Origin of the sequence: Amantichitinum ursilacus (assembly GCF_001294205.1) — a bacterium.
In the GTDB taxonomy this organism is placed as follows: Bacteria; Pseudomonadota; Gammaproteobacteria; order Burkholderiales; family Chitinibacteraceae; genus Amantichitinum; species Amantichitinum ursilacus.
The window spans coordinates 29,953-52,561 of sequence record NZ_LAQT01000007.1; the positions used below are offsets into that span (position 1 = coordinate 29,953).

General features: G+C 60.5%; 23 protein-coding genes. 8 read left to right on the forward strand and 15 right to left on the reverse strand.

The genetic code is table 11. The features are described 5' to 3' along the window. Positions 1-11 precede the first annotated feature (11 nt). From rhaS to WG78_RS08825, 10 genes are all read right to left on the reverse strand, one after another. On the reverse strand, positions 12-1,013 hold the full coding sequence (gene rhaS, locus WG78_RS08780) for a rhamnose ABC transporter substrate-binding protein (protein ID WP_053937441.1): 1,002 nt from the start codon (positions 1,011-1,013) through the stop codon (positions 12-14). 265 nt (positions 1,014-1,278) lie between these two features. Continuing rightward, a complete protein-coding gene (locus WG78_RS08785) occupies positions 1,279-2,265 on the reverse strand; it encodes an ABC transporter permease (RefSeq protein ID WP_201782405.1) in 987 nt (328 codons plus the stop codon). A 1-nt stretch (position 2,266) separates the two neighbouring features. After that, entirely contained in the window at positions 2,267-3,331 is a 1,065-nt protein-coding gene (locus WG78_RS08790; protein ID WP_053937443.1) for an ABC transporter permease, read from the reverse strand. Beyond that, positions 3,328-4,872: a sugar ABC transporter ATP-binding protein gene (locus tag WG78_RS08795; protein ID WP_053937444.1), complete on the reverse strand. Its 1,545-nt coding sequence runs from the start codon at positions 4,870-4,872 to the stop codon at positions 3,328-3,330. The genes WG78_RS08790 and WG78_RS08795 overlap by 4 nt, the downstream gene beginning before the upstream one ends. A gap of 6 nt (positions 4,873-4,878) precedes the next feature. Further along, the gene (locus WG78_RS08800; RefSeq protein WP_053937445.1) at positions 4,879-5,796 is read right to left on the reverse strand and encodes an amidohydrolase family protein; all 918 of its coding nucleotides are present in this window, start codon (positions 5,794-5,796) and stop codon (positions 4,879-4,881) included. 13 nt (positions 5,797-5,809) lie between these two features. Continuing rightward, entirely contained in the window at positions 5,810-6,133 is a 324-nt protein-coding gene (gene rhaM / locus WG78_RS08805; RefSeq protein WP_053937446.1) for an L-rhamnose mutarotase, read from the reverse strand. Positions 6,134-6,141: 8 nt separating this feature from the next. Beyond that, entirely contained in the window at positions 6,142-6,894 is a 753-nt protein-coding gene (lra1, locus tag WG78_RS08810; RefSeq protein ID WP_053937447.1) for an L-rhamnose 1-dehydrogenase Lra1, read from the reverse strand. Positions 6,895-6,931: 37 nt separating this feature from the next. Beyond that, positions 6,932-8,116: an L-rhamnonate dehydratase gene (gene rhmD, locus WG78_RS08815; RefSeq protein ID WP_053937448.1), complete on the reverse strand. Its 1,185-nt coding sequence runs from the start codon at positions 8,114-8,116 to the stop codon at positions 6,932-6,934. A 30-nt stretch (positions 8,117-8,146) separates the two neighbouring features. Then, positions 8,147-8,899, reverse strand: coding sequence for an SDR family NAD(P)-dependent oxidoreductase (locus WG78_RS08820; RefSeq protein ID WP_053937449.1), 753 nt, complete (start codon positions 8,897-8,899; stop codon positions 8,147-8,149). 91 nt (positions 8,900-8,990) lie between these two features. Further along, a complete protein-coding gene (locus tag WG78_RS08825) occupies positions 8,991-9,845 on the reverse strand; it encodes a fumarylacetoacetate hydrolase family protein (RefSeq protein WP_053937450.1) in 855 nt (284 codons plus the stop codon). A gap of 187 nt (positions 9,846-10,032) precedes the next feature. On the opposite strand from WG78_RS08825, the gene WG78_RS08830 reads away from it, so the two are divergent. Next, positions 10,033-10,983 carry a LysR family transcriptional regulator gene (locus WG78_RS08830; RefSeq protein ID WP_053937451.1) on the forward strand — a complete coding sequence of 317 codons (951 nt, stop codon included), beginning with the start codon at positions 10,033-10,035 and terminating at the stop codon, positions 10,981-10,983. A 738-nt stretch (positions 10,984-11,721) separates the two neighbouring features. Here WG78_RS08830 and WG78_RS08835 read toward each other — a convergent pair. The 4 genes from WG78_RS08835 to WG78_RS08850 all read right to left on the reverse strand — a co-directional run bounded on the left by WG78_RS08835 (position 11,722) and on the right by WG78_RS08850 (position 14,877). Beyond that, the gene (locus tag WG78_RS08835) at positions 11,722-12,147 is read right to left on the reverse strand and encodes an OsmC family protein (RefSeq protein WP_053937452.1); all 426 of its coding nucleotides are present in this window, start codon (positions 12,145-12,147) and stop codon (positions 11,722-11,724) included. 154 nt (positions 12,148-12,301) lie between these two features. After that, the gene (locus WG78_RS08840) at positions 12,302-12,673 is read right to left on the reverse strand and encodes a response regulator (RefSeq protein ID WP_053937453.1); all 372 of its coding nucleotides are present in this window, start codon (positions 12,671-12,673) and stop codon (positions 12,302-12,304) included. 28 nt (positions 12,674-12,701) lie between these two features. Next, the gene (locus WG78_RS08845) at positions 12,702-14,144 is read right to left on the reverse strand and encodes an ATPase domain-containing protein (RefSeq protein ID WP_053937454.1); all 1,443 of its coding nucleotides are present in this window, start codon (positions 14,142-14,144) and stop codon (positions 12,702-12,704) included. An 85-nt stretch (positions 14,145-14,229) separates the two neighbouring features. Next, positions 14,230-14,877: a DsbA family oxidoreductase gene (locus WG78_RS08850; protein ID WP_053937680.1), complete on the reverse strand. Its 648-nt coding sequence runs from the start codon at positions 14,875-14,877 to the stop codon at positions 14,230-14,232. A 209-nt stretch (positions 14,878-15,086) separates the two neighbouring features. On the opposite strand from WG78_RS08850, the gene WG78_RS08855 reads away from it, so the two are divergent. Together WG78_RS08855 and WG78_RS08860 are read left to right on the forward strand one after the other, a co-directional pair. Next, positions 15,087-15,869 (forward strand): transporter substrate-binding domain-containing protein, encoded by a 783-nt coding sequence (locus tag WG78_RS08855; RefSeq protein WP_053937455.1) that lies wholly within the window; start codon positions 15,087-15,089, stop codon positions 15,867-15,869. A 101-nt stretch (positions 15,870-15,970) separates the two neighbouring features. Beyond that, entirely contained in the window at positions 15,971-16,636 is a 666-nt protein-coding gene (locus tag WG78_RS08860) for an amino acid ABC transporter permease (protein WP_053937456.1), read from the forward strand. 205 nt (positions 16,637-16,841) lie between these two features. Here the strand turns inward: WG78_RS08860 and WG78_RS08865 are convergent, their stop codons facing one another. Then, the gene (locus WG78_RS08865; protein ID WP_053937457.1) at positions 16,842-17,210 is read right to left on the reverse strand and encodes an Mth938-like domain-containing protein; all 369 of its coding nucleotides are present in this window, start codon (positions 17,208-17,210) and stop codon (positions 16,842-16,844) included. 250 nt (positions 17,211-17,460) lie between these two features. Here WG78_RS08865 and WG78_RS08870 point away from each other — a divergent pair, with 250 nt between their 5' ends. From WG78_RS08870 to thrC, 5 genes are read left to right on the forward strand one after another with little or no spacing between them, the layout of a single operon-like run. Continuing rightward, positions 17,461-18,690 (forward strand): pyridoxal phosphate-dependent aminotransferase, encoded by a 1,230-nt coding sequence (locus WG78_RS08870; RefSeq protein ID WP_053937458.1) that lies wholly within the window; start codon positions 17,461-17,463, stop codon positions 18,688-18,690. Beyond that, positions 18,690-19,130 carry a GNAT family N-acetyltransferase gene (locus tag WG78_RS08875; RefSeq protein WP_053937459.1) on the forward strand — a complete coding sequence of 147 codons (441 nt, stop codon included), beginning with the start codon at positions 18,690-18,692 and terminating at the stop codon, positions 19,128-19,130. The genes WG78_RS08870 and WG78_RS08875 overlap by 1 nt, the downstream gene beginning before the upstream one ends. Next, complete coding sequence (locus WG78_RS08880; protein WP_053937460.1) at positions 19,127-20,443, forward strand: homoserine dehydrogenase; 1,317 nt, start codon at positions 19,127-19,129, stop codon at positions 20,441-20,443. Before WG78_RS08875 ends, WG78_RS08880 begins: the two co-directional genes overlap by 4 nt. Further along, the gene (locus WG78_RS08885) at positions 20,436-20,804 is read left to right on the forward strand and encodes a hypothetical protein (RefSeq protein WP_053937461.1); all 369 of its coding nucleotides are present in this window, start codon (positions 20,436-20,438) and stop codon (positions 20,802-20,804) included. Before WG78_RS08880 ends, WG78_RS08885 begins: the two co-directional genes overlap by 8 nt. Positions 20,805-20,861: 57 nt before the next feature. Further along, positions 20,862-22,271, forward strand: coding sequence for a threonine synthase (thrC, locus tag WG78_RS08890; RefSeq protein WP_053937462.1), 1,410 nt, complete (start codon positions 20,862-20,864; stop codon positions 22,269-22,271). Positions 22,272-22,609: the final 338 nt, after the last annotated feature.

Below are 22,609 nucleotides of genomic sequence, written 5' to 3' on the forward strand. Positions count from 1 at the left end.
TCGCCAAGCGCTTAGAAGTTGAAGTTGTCGATGTTGGAGGCATCAAACGTGGTCGGCGGTCCGAGGATCACCTCGCCCGATTTGCCCACCGTGCGCTTGCCCAGCTTGCCCGCTTCAAAGGTATCGCCTTCCTTGCCGGTAATGGTGCCCGACGCCAGGTTGGCCGCCGCATAGGCCGCCAGGTAACCCAGTTGGCCCGGGTCCCACAGCTGGAATGCCTTCACCGTGCCGTTCTTCACAAATTCGCGCATCTGGTTAGGCGTGCCCAGGCCGGTGATAACCACCTGGCCTTTCTTGGGCGAGGTCGACAGATAGCGTGCGGCTGCCGAGATCCCCACCGTGGTCGGCGAAATAATGCCCTTCAGATTGGGATACGCCTGCAGCAGGCCTTGGGTTTCCACGAATGATTTCTGGTCGTCATCGTTACCGTAGGCGATCTTCACCAGCTTGAGCTTGGCGTATTCCGGCTTCTTCAGTTCTTCCTGCATCCACTTGATCCAGGTGTTCTGGTTGGTGGCGTTGGGCGTGGCCGACAGCACGGCAATCTCACCGCCTTCCGGGCCGATCAACTTGCTGAGCAATTGCACCTGCGCGCGGCCGATGCCTTCGCTGTTGGCCTGGTTTACGAAGATCTGGCGGCCTTCGGGCGCGGTGTCGCTATCAAAAGTCACCACCTTGATGCCGGCGGCCTGGGCCTTTTTGAGGTAAGGCACCACGGCGTTGGCGTCGTTGGCGGCGATGACGATGGCGGACTGGCGCTGCGTGATCAGCGTATTGATGTACTGCACTTGCGACGAAGCGCCGGCGTCGGACGGGCCGACCACTTTGCCGACCGCGCCCATTTCCTTGATCGCGGCCAGACCGCCTTCATCGGCGATCACTTCGTAGGGGTTGTTGATCTGCTTGGGCAGGAAGGCGATCTTGAGGTCTTTCTTCAGATCAGCCGCGTGGACCGCCAGCGGCAGCATGGTGGCTGCGATGGCGGTCAGCAGGATGGATTGCAAGTGGCGCATGAGTCGACTCCTCGAGAACTTCTGTTGTAGTGGGACTGCCCCGGCGAACCGGTTCTCTTGAATACGAATACAAAAACTGGGGTGCCACGCCCATAGGGTGGGTCATGACCCACCCATCAAAGTGGCTGGCTAGCTGGCCGTTACGCTTGGGTGGCGCACTTCTCGCCACGGCTAAAACGGCGAACCAACGTGGCTAACCAAAGCGCGCGGCCAGCTAGTCCACGGCTTTGGGTGGTGGGTCGAGACCCACCCTATGAGCTGGGGGTTACGCGTGGGCGGCCAGTGCTTTTTGCTGGCGCGCGTCGCGCCAGCGGTTCACCAGATTGGGCACCAGCACCGAGCTCAGCAGCAGCACGCCAGTCACGATGGTCAGCACTTCGCTCGATACATCCGACAGCGTCAGCGCGTTTTTCAGCACCGCGATAATCACCAGCGACAGCAACACACCCGGCAGACTGCCTTTGCCGCCAAAGATCGACACGCCGCCAAACAGCACCGCCGCCACCACCGATAGCTCAAAGCCCTCGCCGTTGTCGCCACGCGCGCTGGAAAAACGCAGCGTGTAGATAATCCCCGCCAGCGCGCTCATCAGCCCGCTCACCACATACAGAATCAAGCGTGCGCGGCTGACGTTGATACCGGAAAACCGCGCCGCGGTCTGATTGCTGCCGATGGCGTACAAGCTGCGGCCAAAGGCGGTGGCTTGCAGCAAAACGGTAAACCCGATCGCCGCCACAATCACAATCACAAACGGCTGCGGGATAAACGTGTCGCCCACATTGCTGATGCCGAAGGTGGTCAACGCGGTCGGAAAATCGGCGATGGCCTGGTCGCCCAGCAGCAGATAAGACACGCCGCGAAATAACGCCAGGGTGCCGATGGTGACGGCCAGCGAAGGCAGCGCAAACGTCACGATCACCACGCCGTTAAACACCCCCGCCAGCGTGCCCGCCACCAGGCACAGCACAATCACTGCCGGCATTGGCAAGCCCATATGCCACAGCACGCCCATCAGGCTGCTCGACATGCCCATGATCGACGCCACCGACAAATCGATATCCGCCGCGATAATGATCAGCGTCATCGGCAACGCCATCAGCGCGATCTCGGTAAAGTCGGCCAGCAAGTTGGCGATGTTGGACGTGGTCAAAAAGTCCGCCGATAAGCTGCGGCCCAGCACCAGCGCTGCGGCCAGCACGGCCACCAGCATCACTTCCCAGCCCAGATGCGGCTTATGTGTCGCAGTGCTCATGTCAGTCATCTCCGTGATCGCGTTTTTTCATGGTCCAGCGCGCAATGGCGCGGGCCAGCAAGGTGTCGGTGGCAATCGCCAGCACAATCAGCGCGCCCTGGATAGCCAGTTGCCAGAAGGGCGACACTTTCAGTACCACCAGCGACAGGTTGATCACCCCCAGCAACAGCGCGCCCAGCGTGGCGCCCCAGACATTGCCGATGCCGCCGGTAATGGCCACGCTGCCGACCACGGCGGCGGCCACCACTTGCAGCTCGATGCCTTTGGCGGTGCTGGCATCCACCGTGCCAAAGCGCGCCAGCCACAACACGCCGGCCAGACCGGCCAAGGCGCCGGAAATCACAAAGCCTTTAAACACGCGCCGATCCACCTGGATGCCGGCCAGGTTGGCGGCTTCGGGGTTGGAGCCGATGGCGTAAAACTCGCGCCCACCGCGAAAGTGCTTGAGGTAGTAACCGGTCACCGCCAACACCACCAGCGCCAGCACCACCAGATACGGCACGCCCAGCACGCTGCCACTGGCGATCATCTGGAATGCCGCCGGCAAACTGGTGGCGTTGATCTGGCCGCCATGCACCCAGGCGTAATCGATGCCGCGAAAGATATACAGCGTGGACAAGGTGGCCACCAGCGATGGCACGCGCCCAAACGTGACCAGCGCGCCGTTGATGGAACCCGCCACCGCCCCCATCGCCACGCCCGCCAATACGGCCACGGCAATCGGCATCTGCGGATGCGCCACAAACAGCGCGCCGATCGAATACGCCGTCAAACCCACGGTGGAGCTGATCGACAAATCGATATGCCGCATCAGCATCACCACGGTCATGCCGGCGGTCAGCATGGCGATGATGGCGACGTTCAGCAGCACGTCGCGGGCATTCTGGATATTCAAAAAATGCGGGCTCGCCAGACTGGTGGCGACGATCAGCGCCAGCAGCACAGCCACCAAAGTGGTTTCGCGGTGGCGGCCCAGAAAAATAAACCAGCGCATGGCGGCGGCATCCCCGGCTGAGGTTTTGCGTTGAGCGGACCGTGCAAGCGGCAAAGCGTGTGTGGCTTTCATGCGGCGCTCCGGCTATGTGGATCGGACTGGCCCAGCGCGGCGGCCATGATGCGGGCTTCGTCGGCCTGGGCGCGCGGGATATCGGCGGTCAGGCGGCCTTCGTTCATCACCAGAATGCGGTCGGCCATGCCCAGCACTTCGGGCAGCTCGGACGAGATCATCAACACCGCCATGCCGTTCTTCACCAGCTCGGTCAGGGTCTGATACACCTCGGCTTTGGCGCCGACATCGATGCCGCGCGTGGGCTCGTCGATGATCAGCACATCGGGATGCGTGGCCAGCCATTTGCCCAGCACCACTTTCTGCTGATTGCCGCCCGACAAGGTGCTGGCCGGCACATCCATCGAATGCGCTTTCAGCTTGAGCTTGCGGCCCCAGTCCTGCGCCAGATTGCGCTCGGACTGGTTCGAGATCAGGCCCCAGTGCACCAGCCGCTTTAACACGGTGAGCGCGGCGTTGTGGGCAATGCTCATGTCCAGCGCCAGGCCTTGCTGGCGGCGATCTTCCGGCACCAGCGCCAGGCCCGCGCGCACGGCGGCGGCGGGATCGCCCAACAGCAACGATTTGCCTTTGATCTGCACGTCGCCGCTATCGACCGGATCGACGCCGAAGATCGCCCGCGCCACTTCGCTGCGCCCTGCTCCCACCAGCCCGGCCAGCGCCACGATTTCGCCACGGCGCACGGTAAACGAGATGTCCTTGAACACGCCGCGCCGGGTTAGCCGCCGCACCGCCAGCGCAATCTCGCCCGGCTCGACCTCGGCCTTGGGGTAATAGCTGGCCAGATCACGCCCCACCATGCGCGACACAATGCTGTCGTGCGTCATCTCGTGTGTTTCGGCGAAATGCACCGCCGCGCCGTCGCGCATGATGGTGATGCGTTGCGCCAGACGGAACACTTCTTCCAGCCGGTGCGTAATAAACAGGATGGCGACATTGGCGGCGCGCAGACGCTCGGCAATGGCAAACAGGCGCTCCACTTCGGGCCGCGACAAGGCGGCGGTGGGCTCGTCCATGATCAGCACATTGGCGTTCAGCGACAGCGCCTTGGCAATTTCCACCACTTGCTGATCGGCAATCGACAAGCCGCGCACGCTTTGCGTGGCCTGCAGATTAACGCCCAGTGACGCCAGCATTTCCTGCACCGCGTGTTGCATCGTTTCGGCGCGGATGCGGCCGAAGCGATCGAGCGGCTGGCGGCCCATGTAGATGTTTTCGGCAATCGATAATTCGGGGAACAGCGTCGGCTCTTGATAGATCACCGCGATGCCCGCGTCGATGGCGTCGGACGGCCGCGCAAACTGGCGCGGCTGGCCATCCACCCGCAGCTCGCCGCCATCGGGTTGATGCACGCCCGCCAGGATTTTGACCAGCGTGGATTTGCCCGCGCCGTTTTCACCGAGCAGCGCATGCACTTCGCCGGGCCACAGCGTCAGCGTGCCGTTTTCCAGCGCGCGCACGGCGCCGAAGTTCTTGCGCGCGTTGCGTAGTTCCAGCCGCGGCGTTGTGCCGGGCGCGAGATTGAGGGGGGACGGGGACATGGGTATTTACTCCAGCCGGTAAATGCGGCGCGCGTTGTCGCGGAACAGCGCGGCGTGCTCGGCCGCGCTGGCATCGGCCACACAGTCGGCGTAGGCGCGCCAGACGGTGCCGTAATCGCTATACAAGCGGTCGACCGGAAAATTGGAGGCAAACATCGCGCGCTCTGCGCCAAAACTATCGATGGCTTGCAGGATGTAGGGGCGGATGCTCTCGGTGGTCCAACCGTGGTCGATCATGCCAAAGCCGCTCAGCTTGATCTGCACATTGGCGCAGGTCGCCAGCTGCGCCAGGCCGTCGCGCCACGCGCGCCAACCGGCCACGCTGCCGCGATCCACCAACATGCCGGCGTGGTTGATGATGAAACTGATGTCCGGATACTGGCGCGCCAACTCCACCGCTTCGGGCATCTGGTCGGGGTAGAGCTGCAAATCAAAGCTCAGGCGATATTTGCTCAGCAGCCCGAAGTTGCTGCGCCACAGCGGCTCGCGCATAAAGTGGCGGCCCACGTAATCAAAGCGCGGGTTGCGATGCACATTCAGAATCTGGCGAATGCCGCGCACATTGCGATATTGGCAGTGCGCGGCCAGCAGTTTTTCCACTTCGGCCGTCGGCTGGCTAAAGTCGGCGGCGGCGACAATCGCGCCGGGCAAACGATGGTTGCCGGGCGCATCGGCCAGGCTTTGCAGCCAGCGGGTTTCTTCCACCGGATCGGCCGGGTCGTGATTGGCGTCGATATGCACGGCATCCAGAATGACCACGCCTGCCGCAGCCGCATCGGCCAGCAGATCGGTGACGACATAATCGCGGCGGATCGGGCTGATATCGCCGGTATACCCTTCGCCTTCGGCTTCCATCCACGGGTAGCGATGCGTGCTGATTTCCCAGAGATGTATATGCGGATCGACGACTTGGAGTTCAGACATACGCGGTCTCCGCTCAGGCCAGGTGGAACATCGGTTGCAGCGCAATTTGCACCGGCGCGTGGTCGGGCTCGGTGGCCATCAGGTCGGCCATGTAATCCCACCACTGGCGCACGATGGCCTGCGTCGGCAAGGCGTCCATGCCGTGATCGGCTGGGGCTTTCAACACGGCAAACAGGATGTGCGTGGGCTCATCCAGAAAAATCCAGTAATCGACGATGCCCGCCGCCTTCAGCGCGTGCGCCAGCTCGGGCCACAGCTGGTCGTGGCGACGTTTGTATTCCGCCGCCGCACCGTGGTTTAACTGCATGCGAAACGCATGGGTGTGCAATTCGGCCATGGCGGGTCTCACTGCAGATTGACGAACATGCCGCCGTCCACCAGCAAGGCCGCGCCGGTGACGTATTGCGCCATATCGGAGGCCAGAAATACGGCGGGGCCGACCAGATCTTCGGGCTGGCCCAAGCGGCCCAAAGGGATGCGTTTTTCGAAATACGCTTTCTTGTCCAGATCGGCCAGGTCGTCTTTATTGATGTCGGTAAGGATGGTGCCGGGCAGTAATGAATTGCAGCGGATGCCGTATTTGCCCAGCGCAATCGCACACGATTGCATCAGCGAATGCACGCCGGCTTTGGTGGGCGTGTAGTGGGTCTGGAACTCGCCGCCCACCAAGGCCGAGATCGAACTCATCGCGATAATCGAGCCGCCCCGGCCTTGCTCTTTCATGCGATTGGCCACGGCCTGGGTGACGAAATACGCGCCATGCAGATTCACTTCCATCGTGCGCTTCAGCGTTTCGGGCGGCATATCGAGGAAAGCGTGAAACGGACAGATGCCGGCATTGCTGACCAGCACATCCACGCCACCAAAATGCTCGACGGCGGCTTGCACCAGCAGGCTGCCGGTGGCGGGGTCGGCCACATCGCCCTTCACCGCCACCACGCCACGGCCCAGCGCCTGGATTGCCGCCACCACCTCATCGGCATTGCTGTGATGGCTCACCACCACATTGGCGCCGTGCTGCGCACATCCGATGGCCACCGCCGCGCCAATGCCGCGCGAGCCACCGGTGACGATCACTGTTTTATCTTTGAGCAACATGCAGCGTTCTCCGTATTGGGTTCAGGGCCGGCGGCAATCAGCGCTCGTACGGGCGATTGAGCTTGCATTCGGGGTTAAGCCGCACGCCAAAACCGGGCGCCTGCAACTCGGAGACCTTGATGCGGCCGTTGACGGGCACCGGCTCATCCAGCAGCAAGGGGTTAAACATCGGCACCACCTTGTCGGCCTTGGGCGCCATCATCAGGAACTCGGCAAACGGGCTGTTGTGGCGCGTAATCACAAAGTGATAGCTGTAAACCGACGAGCCATGCGGCACCACCATCACGTTGTGCGCATCGGCCAGCGCGGAAATCTTGATCAGTTCGGTCATGCCGCCGCACCAGCCGACGTCGGGCTGGATGATGTCGGCGCATTGTTGTTCGAGCAGCAGGCGGAAACCCCAGCGCGTGGCTTCGTGTTCGCCGGTGGTCACCAACATGCCGCGCGGCACATTGCGCTTGAGTTCGGCGTAGCCCCAGTAGTCGTCGGGCGGCAACGCTTCTTCAATCCACTTCAAGCCGTAGGCATGAGCGGCGGTGGCAAGCCGGGTGGCGTAATTGACGTCCAGGCTCATCCAGCAATCCAGCATCAACCAGAAATCGTCGCCGACGCGGTTGCGCATATCGGCGATCATCTCCAGGTTTTTGCGCAAGCCGGCTTCGCCTTCGGCCGGGCCGTGATGCAAGGGCATCTTGCCGCCGATAAAGCCCATTTCTTTGGCCAGATCGGGCCGGGCGCCGGTGGCGTAAAATTGCAGTTCTTCGCGCACTGCGCCGCCCAGCAACTGATGCACTGGCTCGCCGCGCACCTTGGCCAGCAAATCCCACAGCGCCAGATCGACGCCTGAAATCGTATTGATGACCACGCCTTTGCGGCCGTAATACAGCGTGGAGAAATACATCTGGTCCCAGATTTTTTCGATATCAGTGACCAGCTGGCCTTCCACAAAGCGCGCCAGATGTTTTTCGACGATATAGGCGCCGATTTCACCGCCGGTGGTGACGGCAAAACCCACCGTACCGTCGCTGGCTTCCACTTCCACCACCAGCGTGCCCAGCACGTTGATGCCAAAGCTTTGCCGGCTTTGGCGGTATTCCGGATAGCGGCTCATCGGCGTGGCGATATGGTCGTCAATCCAGTGGCCACCGCCCTGGTCGTGGTAATCCGCGCCGCCGCCCCTCACGGTAAAGGCACGGATATGTTTGATGGTTGGCATGGCCATAATGCGTCGCTCCTGCAAGGCTGGGTCGGATCAATAAGTGGCGCGGCCGCCAGAGATGTCGAAGGTGGCGCCGGTGCTGAACGAGCAGTCTTCCGAGGCCAGCCAGCCCACCAGCGCGGCCACTTCGTCCACTTGCAGAAAACGCGCCATCGGGATTTTGCTGAGCATGTAATCGATGTGCTCTTGCGCCATCTGATCAAAGATTTCGGTTTTGGCCGCGGCGGGGGTAATGCAGTTGACCACCACGTTTTTGCTGGCCAGTTCTTTGCCCAGCGATTTGGTCAGCCCGATCAAACCGGCCTTGGACGCGCTGTAGTGCGAGGCGTTGGGGTTGCCCTCTTTGCCCGCCACCGAGGCCACGTTGATGATGCGGCCGTAGCCATTGGCCAGCATGCGCGGCACCACGGCGTGGCAGACGAGGAACGGCGCAACCAGATTGACTTCGATTACCTTGGCCCACACGGTGGGGTCCAGTTCCCACGTCGGCGCGTTGCCGCCGGTAATGCCCGCGTTATTGACCAGGATGTCGATCTTGCCGTGCGCGGCTTCCGTGGCCTGAGTGGCTGCGCCGACGGCGACGCGGTCGGTCAGGTCCAGCGCGTGGGCGCTGACTTTGCCCAGCGCGGCCAGCTCGGACGCGGCGGTGTCCAGCCGCGCCGCATCCACATCCCACAGCGCCACGCTGGCGCCCGATTGCAGCATGCGTTTGGCCACGGCGTAACCAATGCCGCGCGCCCCGCCGGTGATGATGGCGACACGGTTATTGAGGTCGAGCTGGTTCATGTTGCGTATCTCCAGGTTGCAACAGGCCGCACCGCGCAGGTTGCGGCGAAAAAATTCGGGACGGGTTGTGTTTGTTGTTGTGGCTGCGGGCTTAGCGCGGTACCACGGCGTCGACGGTGATTTGTTGTTGCTCACCGAGGCCGGCAATGCCGAGCTTCATGGTCTGGCCTGCCACCAGGTATTTGGGCGGCTTCTGGCCCAGGCCCACGCCCGGCGGCGTGCCAGTGCAGATCACGTCGCCCGGCTGCAGCGTCATAAACTGGCTGAGATACGCCACCAGGGTGGCCACGCCAAAAATCATGGTGCGGGTATTGCCGTTTTGATAACGGTGGCCATCCACTTCCAGCCACATATCGAGGTCTTGCGGATCCTTGATCTCATCGGCCGTTACCAGCCATGGGCCGATCGGCGCAAAGGTATCGTGGCCTTTGCCCTTGTCCCACTGGCCGCCGCGCTCCAGCTGAAACGCGCGCTCGGACACGTCGTTCACCACGCAATAGCCGGCCACGTGGTTCATCGCTTGCGCTTCATCGACGTATTTGGCGGTCTTGCCGATGACCACGCCCAGTTCGACTTCCCAATCGGTTTTTTGCGAATTGCGCGGAATCTCCACCTGATCAAACGGGCCGCACAGTGAGCTGGTCGGCTTCATAAAGATGATCGGCTCTTCCGGGATCGCCATATTCGATTCTTTGGCGTGATCGCTGTAGTTAAGGCCGATGCAGATGATCTTGCCGATGCGCCCCACGCACGGGCCAATGCGGGCGCCAGCGGGCGCGGTCGGCAGCGTTTCGGGGCGCACGTCGCGCAGTCGGGCCAGGGAACCGGGGTGCAGCACTTCACCGGAGATATCGTCGATCACGCCCGACAGATCGCGGATGACGCCATTGGCATCGAGCACGCCCGGTTTTTCGTGGCCCGCCGGGCCGAAGCGCAACAACTTCATATTCTGGGTCTCCGCGACGTAGTGTCGGTTTAGTGGCTACATTTTTAACGGGCTTTGCCTTGCCGTTCCAATCACAAATCTGGCGAGTGCGATAACCAGAAGGTATCGGTAAGGGTATTTGCAGAGTGCGCGGTGCGGATTTTTACGGCAACAATCACAACTAGCCGCATCACTTACCGGAAACGTCATGCTCAAGCCGTATTTGTATCAGTCGTTACTACATCGATTACGTTACAAACATTTGTACCTGCTGGTGGCGCTGGATGAGCACGGCAATCTGCATCAGGCCGCGGAAACGCTGGCGATGTCGCAACCGGCGGCCAGCCGCATGCTGCGTGAGGTGGAACAATATCTGGATTGTCCGCTGTTTGAACGGCTGGCGCGCGGCATGAAGCCAACCGAAGTGGGCATCGAAGTGATCCGCTTTGCCCGCGCCACCCTGGGCGGACTGGAACGCTGCGCCGACAATCTGACGCAATGGCAGCGCGGCGGCTTTGGCCAGCTGATTGTGGGCACGATTATGGGCGCGGCGCCGGACTGGATTGCGCAGGCGGTGTCGGATTTGAAAGTACGCAAGCCGCTGCTGAAAATCCGCATCAAGGGTGAAACCAGCGATCAACTGATCGAGCTACTGGAACAAGGCCGCATCGACTTTGCCATCGGCCGCTTTAGCGATCTGGAACAACATAACTGGCTGGACTTTGAAGCGCTGGGCAACGAGAAGCTGCTGCTGGTGGTGCGTAGCGGGCATGCGCTGGCGCGCGAGGAAAGCGTGACGCTGGCGCAGCTGGCGACGTGGCCGTGGGTGCTGCAGCCGATGACCAGCCCGGCGCGGCAATTGCTGGAGCATGAGTTTGAAGCGGCCCAGGTCAGCGCGCCGCAAAACACGGTGGAATGCGATTCGATTTTTGCCACGCTGCAGCTGGCGCAGCGCAGTGATGCGGTGACGATCCTGTCGGAGCCGGTGCTGCGCGACCACTTGCAGGCCGGACTGCTGGTGACGCTGCCGCTGGCCGTGGGCCGCAGCCTTGCACCGTTTGGCGTGCTGACGCGCAAGGGCGAGGAAGTAAGCCACAGCGGCGTGGAATTTCTCGACATCTTGCGCCGCATGTCGCGCGTCGCGCGCGTCGCCGCCTGATGCATAGGGTGGGTCATGACCCACCATTCAAGGCCATAGCCACGGGCACCGAGCTTGGCATACCACTTTGGCAGGTGGGTCTGACGGGGACGCCGAGTCACACCGTATGCGAACGCGTTTGATTTGGCTGGTGGGTCTAACGGGGAAGCCGAGTCCCACCGTATGCGAACGCGTTTGGTTTAGCCGAAGAACGGATTCATCGCGCCGGGCAGTTTGTATGGGTGAATTAAGCCCAACCCACGGTCACCAATTCGTTGGTCCGAAAGCGGATTACGACGCCGCGGGCCTGCGCCGCCGGGATGCCCATAGGGTGGGTCATGACCCACCAAACAAAGCCATCGCCACCGGCGCGGCGCTTGGCATATCACTTTGGCTGGTGGGTCCAGACCCACCGTATGCGAACGCGTTTGGTTTAGCCACGCGCAAGGGCGAGGAAGTGAGCCACAGCGGCGTGGAGTTTCTCGACATCTTGCCGCATGTCGCGCGTCGCGCGCGTCGCCGCCTGATGCATAGGGTGGGTCATGACCCACCCAGCAAAGCCATAACTACGGGCGCAGTGCTTGGCATACCACTTTGGCTGGTGGGTCTAGACCCACCGTATGCGAACGCGTTTGATTTGGCTGTTGGGGCTGACGGGGATGCCGCGTGCCACCGTATGCGAACGCGTTTGGTTTAGCCGAAGAACGGATTCATCGCGCCGGGTATTGGTATGGGTGGGATTCAACCCACCCAATCCCATTACGCTTCGAGCTTGGCCGTGAGTGTGATATTGGCGTTCAGCACTTTGCTGACCGGGCAATTGGCTTTCGCGCCGGCGGCGATCTGCTGGAATTGCTCGTCGGTGGCGCCGGGGATTTTGGCGACCAGATCAAGGTGCACGTCGGTAATCGCAAAGCCATCGCCCTGCGGGCCGAAGGTGACGGTGGCGTTGGTGGCGATCTTGTCAGCGGTCAGGCCGGCCTGGCCCAGCGCGACGGACAGCGCCATCGAGAAACAACCGGCGTGGGCCGCGCCGATCAGTTCTTCCGGATTGGTGCCGGGGCCGTCTTCAAAGCGCGCATGAAACCCGTACGGCGCGCTGCTGAGTACGCCGCTACCGGTCGAGATGGTGCCTTTGCCGTCTTTAAAACCACCTTTCCATTCTGCTGAAGCTTTGCGTTGCATGAGAGTCTCCGTGCTTGTTTTGTACCAGGGCTGAAGTGCGCAAACGCGCAAGTACGGCCACCGTACGCGCGATGGACTGAGACAGCAGCCAGAAGGATGCCTGGCGACATGTAGGTGAGCAAGCTACGGCAAATGGCGTAGGAAACGCGCGGGATCAATCGCTGGAAGGATGGCCGATCAATTGGGCGACGCGTTCGAGCAGCATGTCGATATCAAACGGCTTGTCGAACACCGAGGCAAACAGTTCCGGGTGCTGGTTGGCGATGTGCGCCTGCGCCCCACTCATCAGGATGATGGGCAGGTGGGCGGTTTCGGGGCGGCTTTTGATGTTCTGCGCCAGCTCCATCCCGTTCATGACCGGCATCATGAAATCGGTAATGACCAGCCCGGCACGTTCGCGCGCCAGCACTTCAAGCGCGCGCTTGCCGTTGCTGGCAAAGACGACCATATAGCCTTCGTCTTCCAGCGCCATGCCGAGGATGTCCGCGATGAGAAACTCATCGTCTACAACCAGAATGGTGGTCATGAGGGCGCTCCCGGCGGCACGCGGCGGCCTACCCGGCCGACTGCGTTGTGGCCGAGCCCGAAAGCACGGTGGCGACGTCGCCAAAGGTACTCGCCAGCTCGACGCCGCGTTCGCTGATCAGCACTTCGAGCAACGACGTGTCGTACAGGCTGTCGCGCATTTTAAGCACCGACAGGGCGCGCTTCATCCGCGCACGCAGTTCCACAAAGCGCATCAGGAACAGGTTGTCGACGATGCTCGACAATTCCGGTGCGGGCGCCTTGATTTCGGAGCCAAACAGATCGCGCATTTCCCAGGTGGCGTACACGGTGACGTCCCGCGAGCGCAACTCGTTCATCAATGCGCTAAAGAATTCGACGATGCGACCGCTGTTGCTGGCGGCGCGCGCCATGCCGCTGAGGCTGTCGATAAACACGCGGCGGGCGCCGGTGCGTTCCACCGCATCCAGCAAGCGATAACCCAGCACGTCAATCAGCGTTTCGGTGGTGGGCTGCCACTGGATATGCAGCGCGCCACTATCCAGTTTGCTTTGCAGATCGATCCCCACTGACAGCGCTTTGTGTTTGAGCCGCGCCGGGGTTTCGTAAAAGCCGAAATGCAGGCCGGGTTCTTCAGGGGTGCATTGCGCCAGAAAACTGAGCCCCAGCGTGGTTTTGCCAATGCCGGACGGGCCCATGATCAGCGTAACCGACGAGCGCGGAATGCCGCCTTCGATCAGCCGGTCAAAACTGTCGATGCCCGAACGCACGCGGGATAGATCGGGTTCATCGGGCAGCGACGGGCTGGACAACAGCGCTTCCAGCCGCGGATAAACCACGAGGCCGTTGTCGGTGATTTCAAATTCATGCAAGCCCGAAATCGCACCGCTGCCGCGCGTTTTGCGCAGATGCAGGCGGCGGATGGAGCGCGAGCCGTATAGCTCTTCGCCCAGTTCGATCACGCCATCCACCATGGTGTGTTCCGGGCTGCTGTCTTGCAGCATGGCGCTGGTCAGAAACAGCACGGTGCAACCGGCAAAGGCGGCGTGGCCTTGCAGCTCGGCGATAAACTTTTTGGTGTCGATCGGCGTTTCGGCCTTCGAGCGCGCATTCAGCAAACCATCCACCACCAGCAGCGTGGCTTTCTGGCGAATGATTTCGCGGCGCAGCAAGCGCACCACGTCGTCCAGACCATCGTTGGCCAGCGTATCAAACGCGCTGACGTACTGGATTTCTGCCCCGATTGCGGTCGGGTCAAAAAAGCTCATGGTCGACAGAAACTGGAACAGGCGCTCGTGAGACTCGGCCAGCAACGTGGCAAACAAGGCGCGACCGCCCTGGCGCACGTGATTAAACGCCATCTGGTTGGCCAGGATGGTTTTGCCCGAACCCGGCCGCCCCTGCACGATATAGGACGAACCAGCGACCATACCGCCCTTGAACAAGGCGTCGAGGCCTTTTACTCCACTGGGCAAGCGTTCCAGCTGTTCCACGCGCGCCTTACCTCAAAAGTTGTATCGACCGAAGTTTACACTACCCGCATGTCATAAGTGTAAGGTTGTCTCAATCAAAACCTTGTCAGGCTTGCGCCGCGATCTGGCGTAGTGCTTGCTCAAATACTTCGGGCGGTTGGCCGCCCTGGATGAGATGACGCTGGTTGATGATGACCGCGGGCACCGAGTTGATGCCGTTGCGCAGAAAAAACTGTTCCTGATTGCGCACGTCGTCGGCAAATTCATCACTGCCGAGGATTTGCGCGGCGCGGTCGGCATCCAGCCCCACCTCGGCCACCAGCGCGGTCAGCACGGCGTGGTCGCTCGGGTCTTTGCCATCGGTGAAATACGCTTTGAACAGCGCGTGTTTCAGCTCGGCCTGGCGGCCTTCCTGCTCGGCCCAGTACAGCAAGCGGTGCGCGTCAAAGGTGTTATAGATGCGGCGGCGTTCGCCCATGTTGAAGGTAAAGCCCACCGAAGCGCCGCGTGCGCGGATGGCTTCCTGGTTGCCTGCGGCTTGTTCGGGCGTGCTGCCATATTTGCGCGCCAGATGTTCCAGCACGTCCTCGCCTTCGGGCGCCATTTGCGGGTTGAGCTCAAACGGCTGGAAATGCAGTTCGGCCTGCACTTCGCCATCCAGATTCTGCAACGCCTGTTGCAAACCATTGAGCCCGATGGCGCACCACGGGCAAGACACATCAGACACAAAATCAATACGTAACGGGGTGGCCATGAGCGTGATCCGGTTAAACGCGCGACTGCGCAATGCGGCAAAGATGGTGCAGATGGGGCTTGAGTTCAAGCCGGTCGGTCTAATGTTTGAGGGCAGCGTGCAAGAACGGCACGGGTTTCGCATAAGTAGAAACCGCATTTGACCAGACGACTTACAAGCACTTATTCTCTGGCCATTGATTTTTACAAACACTTATAACTGGAAAAACTATGCTAGTGCGTAAAGTCCTGATCGCCGCCCTGCTGGGCATCACCGCCGCTTCGGCCATGGCCGCCGATCTGCTCGATAGCGTCAAGCAACGCGGCACGCTGCGGGTGGCGGTAGAGGGCACTTATCCCCCGTTCAACTACAAAGACAACGGCCAACTGACCGGCTTTGATGTCGAGATCGCGCAAGCGCTGGCGCAAAAGCTGGGCGTAAAAGCCGAGTTCACCACCACCGAGTGGAGCGGCATTCTGGCGGGCCTGAGTGCGGGCAAATACGACGTGATCGTCAACCAGGTGGGCATTACCGCCAAGCGCCAGGAATCGTTTGATTTCAGCGATCCGTACGTGTTGTCGCAAGCGCAGTTGGTGGTGCGCAAGGATGACAGCCGCAACTTCAAGACGCTGGATGATCTGAAAGGCAAAAAAGTGGGCGTGGGCCAAGGCACCAACTTTGCCGAGATGCTGAAAGCCGTGAACGGCATCGACGTTAAAACTTATCCGGGCGAACAGGAATATCTGCAGGATCTGGCGCTGAGCCGCATTGACGCGGCGCTGAACGACACGCTGATGATTCCGTACCTGATTCACAAAACCAATCTGCCGCTGAAGGCCGGTGCGGGCGTGGGCGAACCGTCGCTCAATGGCATTCCGTTTGTGAAGAACAACCCCAAGTTCAAGGCCGCGCTGAACAAGGCGCTGGCGGATATCAAGGCCGACGGCACATACAACAAAATCTCGACCAAGTGGTTTGGCCGCGATGTAAGCAAGCCGGTTGCGGCGCAATAAACATCGCCCATCAACATCAAGATGGAGGCCGCTTATAATGGCGGCACTCTGATCCCCAGACCCCCTGCCCGGCAGGGGGTTTTGCTTGCTGGAATCCGCCCATGAATACACTCGCGCTGCTCCAATCCGCATGGCCTTATTTGTTGAAAGGCACTGGCTACACGCTGTTGTTTGCCGTGGGCGCGATGGTGGGCGGCTTGCTGGTGGGGGCGCTGCTGGCAGTGCTGCGTTTATCCGGCATCAAGGCGCTGCAATGGCCCGCCGCCTTGTATGTGAGCGCAATGCGCGGCACGCCCTTGCTGGTGCAGATCTTTATCATCTATTACGGGCTGCCCGCGATTGGGATCCAGTTTGAGCCGATTACGGCGGGCATTCTGGCCTTGAGTCTGAACACGGGCGCTTATGTGTCCGAAACCATGCGCGGGGCCATCAACGGCGTGGACCGCGGGCAGTGGGAAGCGGCTTTCAGCCAGGGCATGGGCCGTTGGCAAACGCTGCATTACATCGTGTGGCCGCAGGCATTGCGGCTGGCGGTGCCGAGCTTGTCCAACAGTTTGATCAGTCTGATTAAAGACACGTCGCTGGTGTCGGTAATTGCCGTGACCGAACTGATGCTGGCCACCAAGGAAGTCATTTCGACCACGTTTCAGCCGTTTCCGCTGTACGTGGCCGCTGCGGCGATTTACTGGTGCCTGAGTTTGATTTTTGAGCAGGTGCAACGCCTGCTGGAACGCAGGCTGGGGCGCACCCTGGCGCGCCAACCGTAACCCTACCGCCCCGCATAGGGTGGGTCTCGACCCACCAGACAACCTTATTTCCACGGGCGGTATGCCTGGCATGCCACATTGAGTGGTGGGTCTTGACCCACCCTATGCGGCGCGGTGCCTTCCGCTGGCGGGCTGATCTAGCGCACTTTGAGGGGTGGGTCGAGACCCACCCTATGCGGCTGCTAATTCCACCTTCGCGGATAACCTAGCGCGCCAGCACCAGGGCGATCACCTTGCGGTCTTCGGCGGTCAGGATATTAAACGTGCGGCACAGCGCGCCGATGTCCATCACGTCCACGCCGATATGCGCGGCGCTAAGCGCAGCGTACAGGCGCGGATGCGGAAACTGGATGGTTTTGCCGGTGCCCAGCAGCACGACTTCGGGCTGCAGATCCAGAATCTGGCTGAAATGCTCGGGCTGCAACTCGGCAAACGAAGCCGGTGCCCATTCGCGGATTTCGGTGGCGCCCACAATCAGGCTGCCTTCGTATTGCTGTTGATTAACCTTGACGAAGCCATCGCCATACGACGTGAACTGGTTGAGATGATCGACGTTGGTATGGTGCAGTTTCATGATGCGATTTCCTGATCGGTGCTCAAGCAAAGTGCCGCCATTCTAACCTGGCGGCCCGTGCGCATTAATGGGCCGCTGGCATTACGATCATGTAATCAGGGCGGATGGGCGTGTGCACAAGCAAGGGGCCGTGTAACACCTTGAAAACTACGAAATAAATAAATCGCGCACCAATTGCAATCACCCCCCTGCAACGCAGCATCTTCTTCGCTAGAATAGGCGGTTCCCCTGTCTTACTGCCGATCAGCCCATGGATGCCATACTCAAGTCAAACAAGCTGTTAAACGTCTGCTACGAAATCCGTGGCCCAGTGCCCGAAAAAGCGCGGCAGATGGAAGAAGACGGCTATCGCATCATCAAACTCAATATTGGCAACCTGGCCTCGTTTGGCTTTGATGCGCCCGAAGAAGTGGTGCAAGACGTCATCCGCAACCTGCCCGCCGCGGCCGGTTATGTAGACAGCAAGGGTTTGTTTCCGGCGCGTAAAGCGATCATGCATTACACGCAGGAAAAGAAGATTGCCGATGTCACCGTCGACGATATCTATATCGGCAACGGCGCATCCGAACTGATCGTGATGAGCATGCAAGGCCTGCTCAACAATGGCGACGAAGTGCTGGTGCCGATGCCGGATTATCCGCTGTGGACCGCTGCCGTCAGCCTGGCCGGGGGCACGCCGCGCCATTATCTGTGCGATGCCTCCAATGGCTGGTTACCGTCACTGGACGACATTCGCGCCAAGATCACGCCGCGCACGCGCGCCATTGTGGTAATCAACCCCAACAATCCCACCGGTGCGCTGTACCCCGATGATTTGCTGCGCGAAATCGTGGAAATTGCGCGGCAGAACAAGCTGATCATTTACGCCGACGAGATTTACGACAAGGTGCTGTACGACGGCGCGACGCATACCTCGATTGCCTCGCTGGCCGACGACGTGTTGTTCGTTACCTTTAATGGCTTGTCCAAAAACTATCGCGCCTGCGGCTATCGCGCGGGCTGGATGGTGGTGTCGGGCAACAAGAAGATCGCCAAGGATTACATCGAGGGCCTCAACATCCTGGCCACGATGCGACTGTGCTCCAACGTGCCGTCGCAATACGCCATCCAGACGGCGCTGGGCGGTTATCAAAGCATCGGCGATCTGGTCAAGCCCGGTGGCCGTCTGCACAAGCAGCGCGAGCTGGCGTATGAGCGCCTTAACGCCATCCCCGGCGTAACGTGCGCCAAGCCCAAAGCGGCGCTGTATATGTTTCCGCGGCTCGACCCGGCCATGTATCCGGTCAAGGACGACCAGCAACTGATTCTGGAACTGCTGCAGGAAGAAAAAGTACTGCTGGTGCAAGGCACTGGCTTTAACTGGCCGCATCCCGATCATTTCCGCATTACCTTTTTGCCTAACCTGGATGACCTGGGCGATGCGCTGGATCGCATCGAACGCTTTCTGGGCAACTATCGCAAACGTTACGGAAACGACTGATGCAGGTACTCGAGCTGATCGACGACACCGCACGCATTGTGCAACCGCGCTGGCTGGCGCAAGCCGAAGCCGTGCATGTGCAATTGCGCCCCAACCTGCCCGCCGATTACGCAACGCGGCTGGCGCAGATTGCCGCCAATGGCGGGCGACTGATTGCGGTGGTCAAAGACGACAAAGTGCTCGGGCTGGCCTTGTGGCGGATTATTGAAAATACCTACGAAGGGCGTCGGCTGTATGTCGATGACCTGGTTACCGATGCTGCCCAGCGCTCAAAAGGCGTGGGCAAAATGTTGCTGGATTGGCTTGAAGCGCGAGCCAATACGCAGGGCTGCGACGTGCTGGCCCTGGATTCCGGCGTGCAGCGCGCATTGGCGCATAAATTCTATTTTCGCGAGGGCATGCATATCGCCTCGTACAACTTTAAAAAGGCGCTGAAATGAAAGCGATTCATGTAGGTTTGTGCGGTGTGGGCACCGTCGGCGGTGGCACGGCCGCCGTGCTGAAACGCAACGCGGAAGAAATTGCCCGCCGCGCCGGCCGGCCTATTGTGATCAAGATTGCCGCTAGCCGGGACCTCGAACGTGCACGCACCGTTTGCGGCCCCGATATCGAAGTGGTGGCCGATGTGATGACCGTGGCGGATCACCCGGATGTGGACATCGTGGTGGAACTGATTGGTGGCACCACCATCGCCAAGGATCTGGTCTTGCGCGCCATCGAAAACGGCAAGCACGTGGTGACGGCCAACAAGAAACTGATCGCCGAGTACGGCAACGAGATTTTCGCGCGCGCGCAAGAAAAAGGCGTGATGGTGTCGTTCGAAGCCGCCGTGGCCGGTGGCATTCCCGTCATCAAGGCATTGCGCGAGGGCCTGACTGCCAACCGCATCGAATGGATTGCCGGCATCATCAACGGCACCAGCAACTTTATCCTGACCGAAATGCGCGACAAGGGCATGAGCTTTGCCGCCGCGCTGGCCGACGCGCAACGCCTGGGTTATGCCGAAGCCGACCCGACCTTTGATATTGAAGGCCACGACGCCGCGCACAAGCTGACCATCATGAGCGCGATTGCATTTGGTATTCCGGTGCAGTTTGAAAAAGCGTACCTGGAAGGCATCAGCAAGCTGGATGCGCTTGATATCAAATATGCTTCCGAGCTCGGTTATCGCATCAAATTGCTGGGCGTAACGCGTCGTCGCGAAAACGGCATCGAACTGCGCGTGGCGCCAACGCTGATTCCGCATAAGCGCCTGATCGCCAATGTGGATGGCGTAATGAACGCGGTGCTGGTCAAAGGCGACGCCGTGGGCGCGACGTTGTATTACGGCCCCGGCGCGGGCGCTGAGCCGACCGCTTCGGCCGTGATTGCCGATCTGGTGGACGTGACCCGTCTGGCCACCGCCGACCCGGAAAACCGCGTGCCGCATCTGGCCTTCCAGCCCAGCGCGATCGCCAATCTGCCGATCCTGCCGATTGATGACGTGGAAACCTGCTATTACCTGCGCATGGACGCGAACGACAAGCCAGGCGTGCTGGCCGATGTGACGCGCATTCTGGCCGAAGCCAATATTTCGGTGGATTCGATGCTGCAAAAGCCGGCCGCCGAACAAGTGGATGGCCGTGCCGACATCATCATCCTGACGCACCTGGCGGTGGAACGCCACGTTAACGAAGCGCTGGCGCGCATCGAAGCGCTGGACAGCATTACCGGCCACGTGGTCAAGCTGCGGCTGGAACATCTGCATGGTTAAGCCGCTGCTGCTGACGTGGCTCAGCCTGGTGCTTGCCACCCCCGCCCTCGCGGAAAACACCAGCGTGCGCGCGGTCAACATCCAGCTGTTACGGGGCCAGGCCGTCGCCCAGTGCAAGAAAAAAGACTTGCCCGCCGGTGCCGCGGATGTACTGACCAAGCTGCAGATTGATCTGGACCGCAATGCGTTTTGCGGCTGCGTGGGCAGCAAGCTCAAGGATGACAAGCGCATCAATGCGCTGATCTCTGGCGCGGATGCGCAACTGGATGACGATGGCCTGAAGCGCGTGCTCGAATCGCGCGCTGCGGCAGCAGGCTTTACCTGCCTGGGCCAGCAGATCGACGCGGCCACCGCGCAGTAATCCCCCCGATTAACCCGGCCGTGGCCTCGTTGCCGCGGCCCGAGCGAGTTTGACGTTATGCACTATATTTCGACCCGGGGCGGCATGCCGCCCAAGCGTTTTTCAGAAATCCTGCTGGGCGGCCTGGCCCCCGATGGCGGCCTGGTGGTGCCCGATGAATATCCGCGCCTGAGTGCCGACGACCTGAACGCGCTGGCTGGCCTGAGCTACACCGATCTGGCCTTCGCCATCATCAGCCGCTTTGTCGACGACATCCCGCCCGCCGACCTGAAAGCGCTGATCGACAAGACCTACACGGTTGAAGCCTTCGGCAACGCCGACATCACGCCGGTAACGCGCCTGGAAGACGACCTGTTTATCCAGCAATTGTCCAACGGCCCGACGCTGGCATTTAAAGACATGGCCATGCAGTTGCTGGGCAACCTGTTTGAATACGTGCTGACGCGCGCGGGCGAGCAGATCAATATCGTCGGCGCCACCAGCGGCGACACCGGCAGCGCGGCCGAATACGCCATGCGCGGCAAGAAAGGCGTTAACGTGTTCATGCTGTCGCCGTTTGGCAAAATGAGCGCCTTCCAGCGCGCGCAGATGTTTTCGCTGCAAGACGAAAACATTTTCAATATCTCGGTCAAATCGATGTTCGACGCCTGCCAGGACATGGTGAAAGCGCTGAACAACGATGCCGATTTCAAACGCCAATACAAAATCGGCGCAGTCAACAGCATCAACTGGGGCCGCATCGTGGCGCAGGTGGTTTACTACTTCAAAGGCTATTTTGCGGTGGCCGAACAAGTGGGCGAGCCGGTCGATTTCTGCGTGCCGTCGGGCAACTTTGGCAACATCTGCGCTGCCCATGTTGCACGCCAGATGGGCCTGCCGATCCGCCGACTGATCGTCGCCACCAATGAAAACGACGTGCTGGACGAATTCTTTAAAACCGGCGGCTACCATCCGCGCGGCCTGGATCTGACTTACGAGACCTCCAGCCCGTCGATGGACATTTCCAAGGCATCGAACCTGGAACGTTTTGTGTTTGACCTGACCGGCCGCGACGGCGCCAAACTGGCCGCGCTGTGGCATACCGTTGAAAAGGAAAAAGGCTTTGATCTGGAAGCCGCCGACTTCGCGCGCCTGCGCGACGAATTCGGTTTCCGCTCCGAGAAAAGCACGCACGCCGATCGCATCGCCAATATCCGCGAAGTGTTCAGCAAATACGGCGTGCAAGTCGACCCGCACACCGCCGACGGCTACCACGCCGCCAAGGCGCACCGCGAGGCGGGCGTTAAAGTCGTCATCATGGAAACCGCCCTGCCCGCCAAGTTCGAAAGCACGATGGTCGAGGCGTTAAACCAGAAACCGGTGCCGCCTGCGGGTCTGGCCGATCTGGAGCAATTGCCGCAACGCTTTGATGTGATGGAAGCCGATGCCGAAGCACTGAAGCGTTATGTGGCCGAGCGCGTAGCCTGAAACCGCCTTGCGCGGCGCTGTACCAGCAAAACCCGGCTGCGGCCGGGTTTTTTGTTGCCACAACTTTCTGCCAGGGTTGCGCGCGCAGGCATCGCGCAGCCGCTGAAAGGCCGTAGCGTTATTGGAATGATAAGAAAGCGCCTTTCCTCTCATTTTTTGATAAGCAGCCGCCCAAAGTGAGAGGAAAGCCCTGTTACTTATCAAAAATAAAGCGCTGCCTATCATGTTTTTACGACTCGTCTGATTCCTTCGCTACGCCCGATTTCTTCTATTCAAAATCACGCTTAATGAAACCAATTAAGGTATTGGACCTGTATATAAATCCAGCTCTACGATCT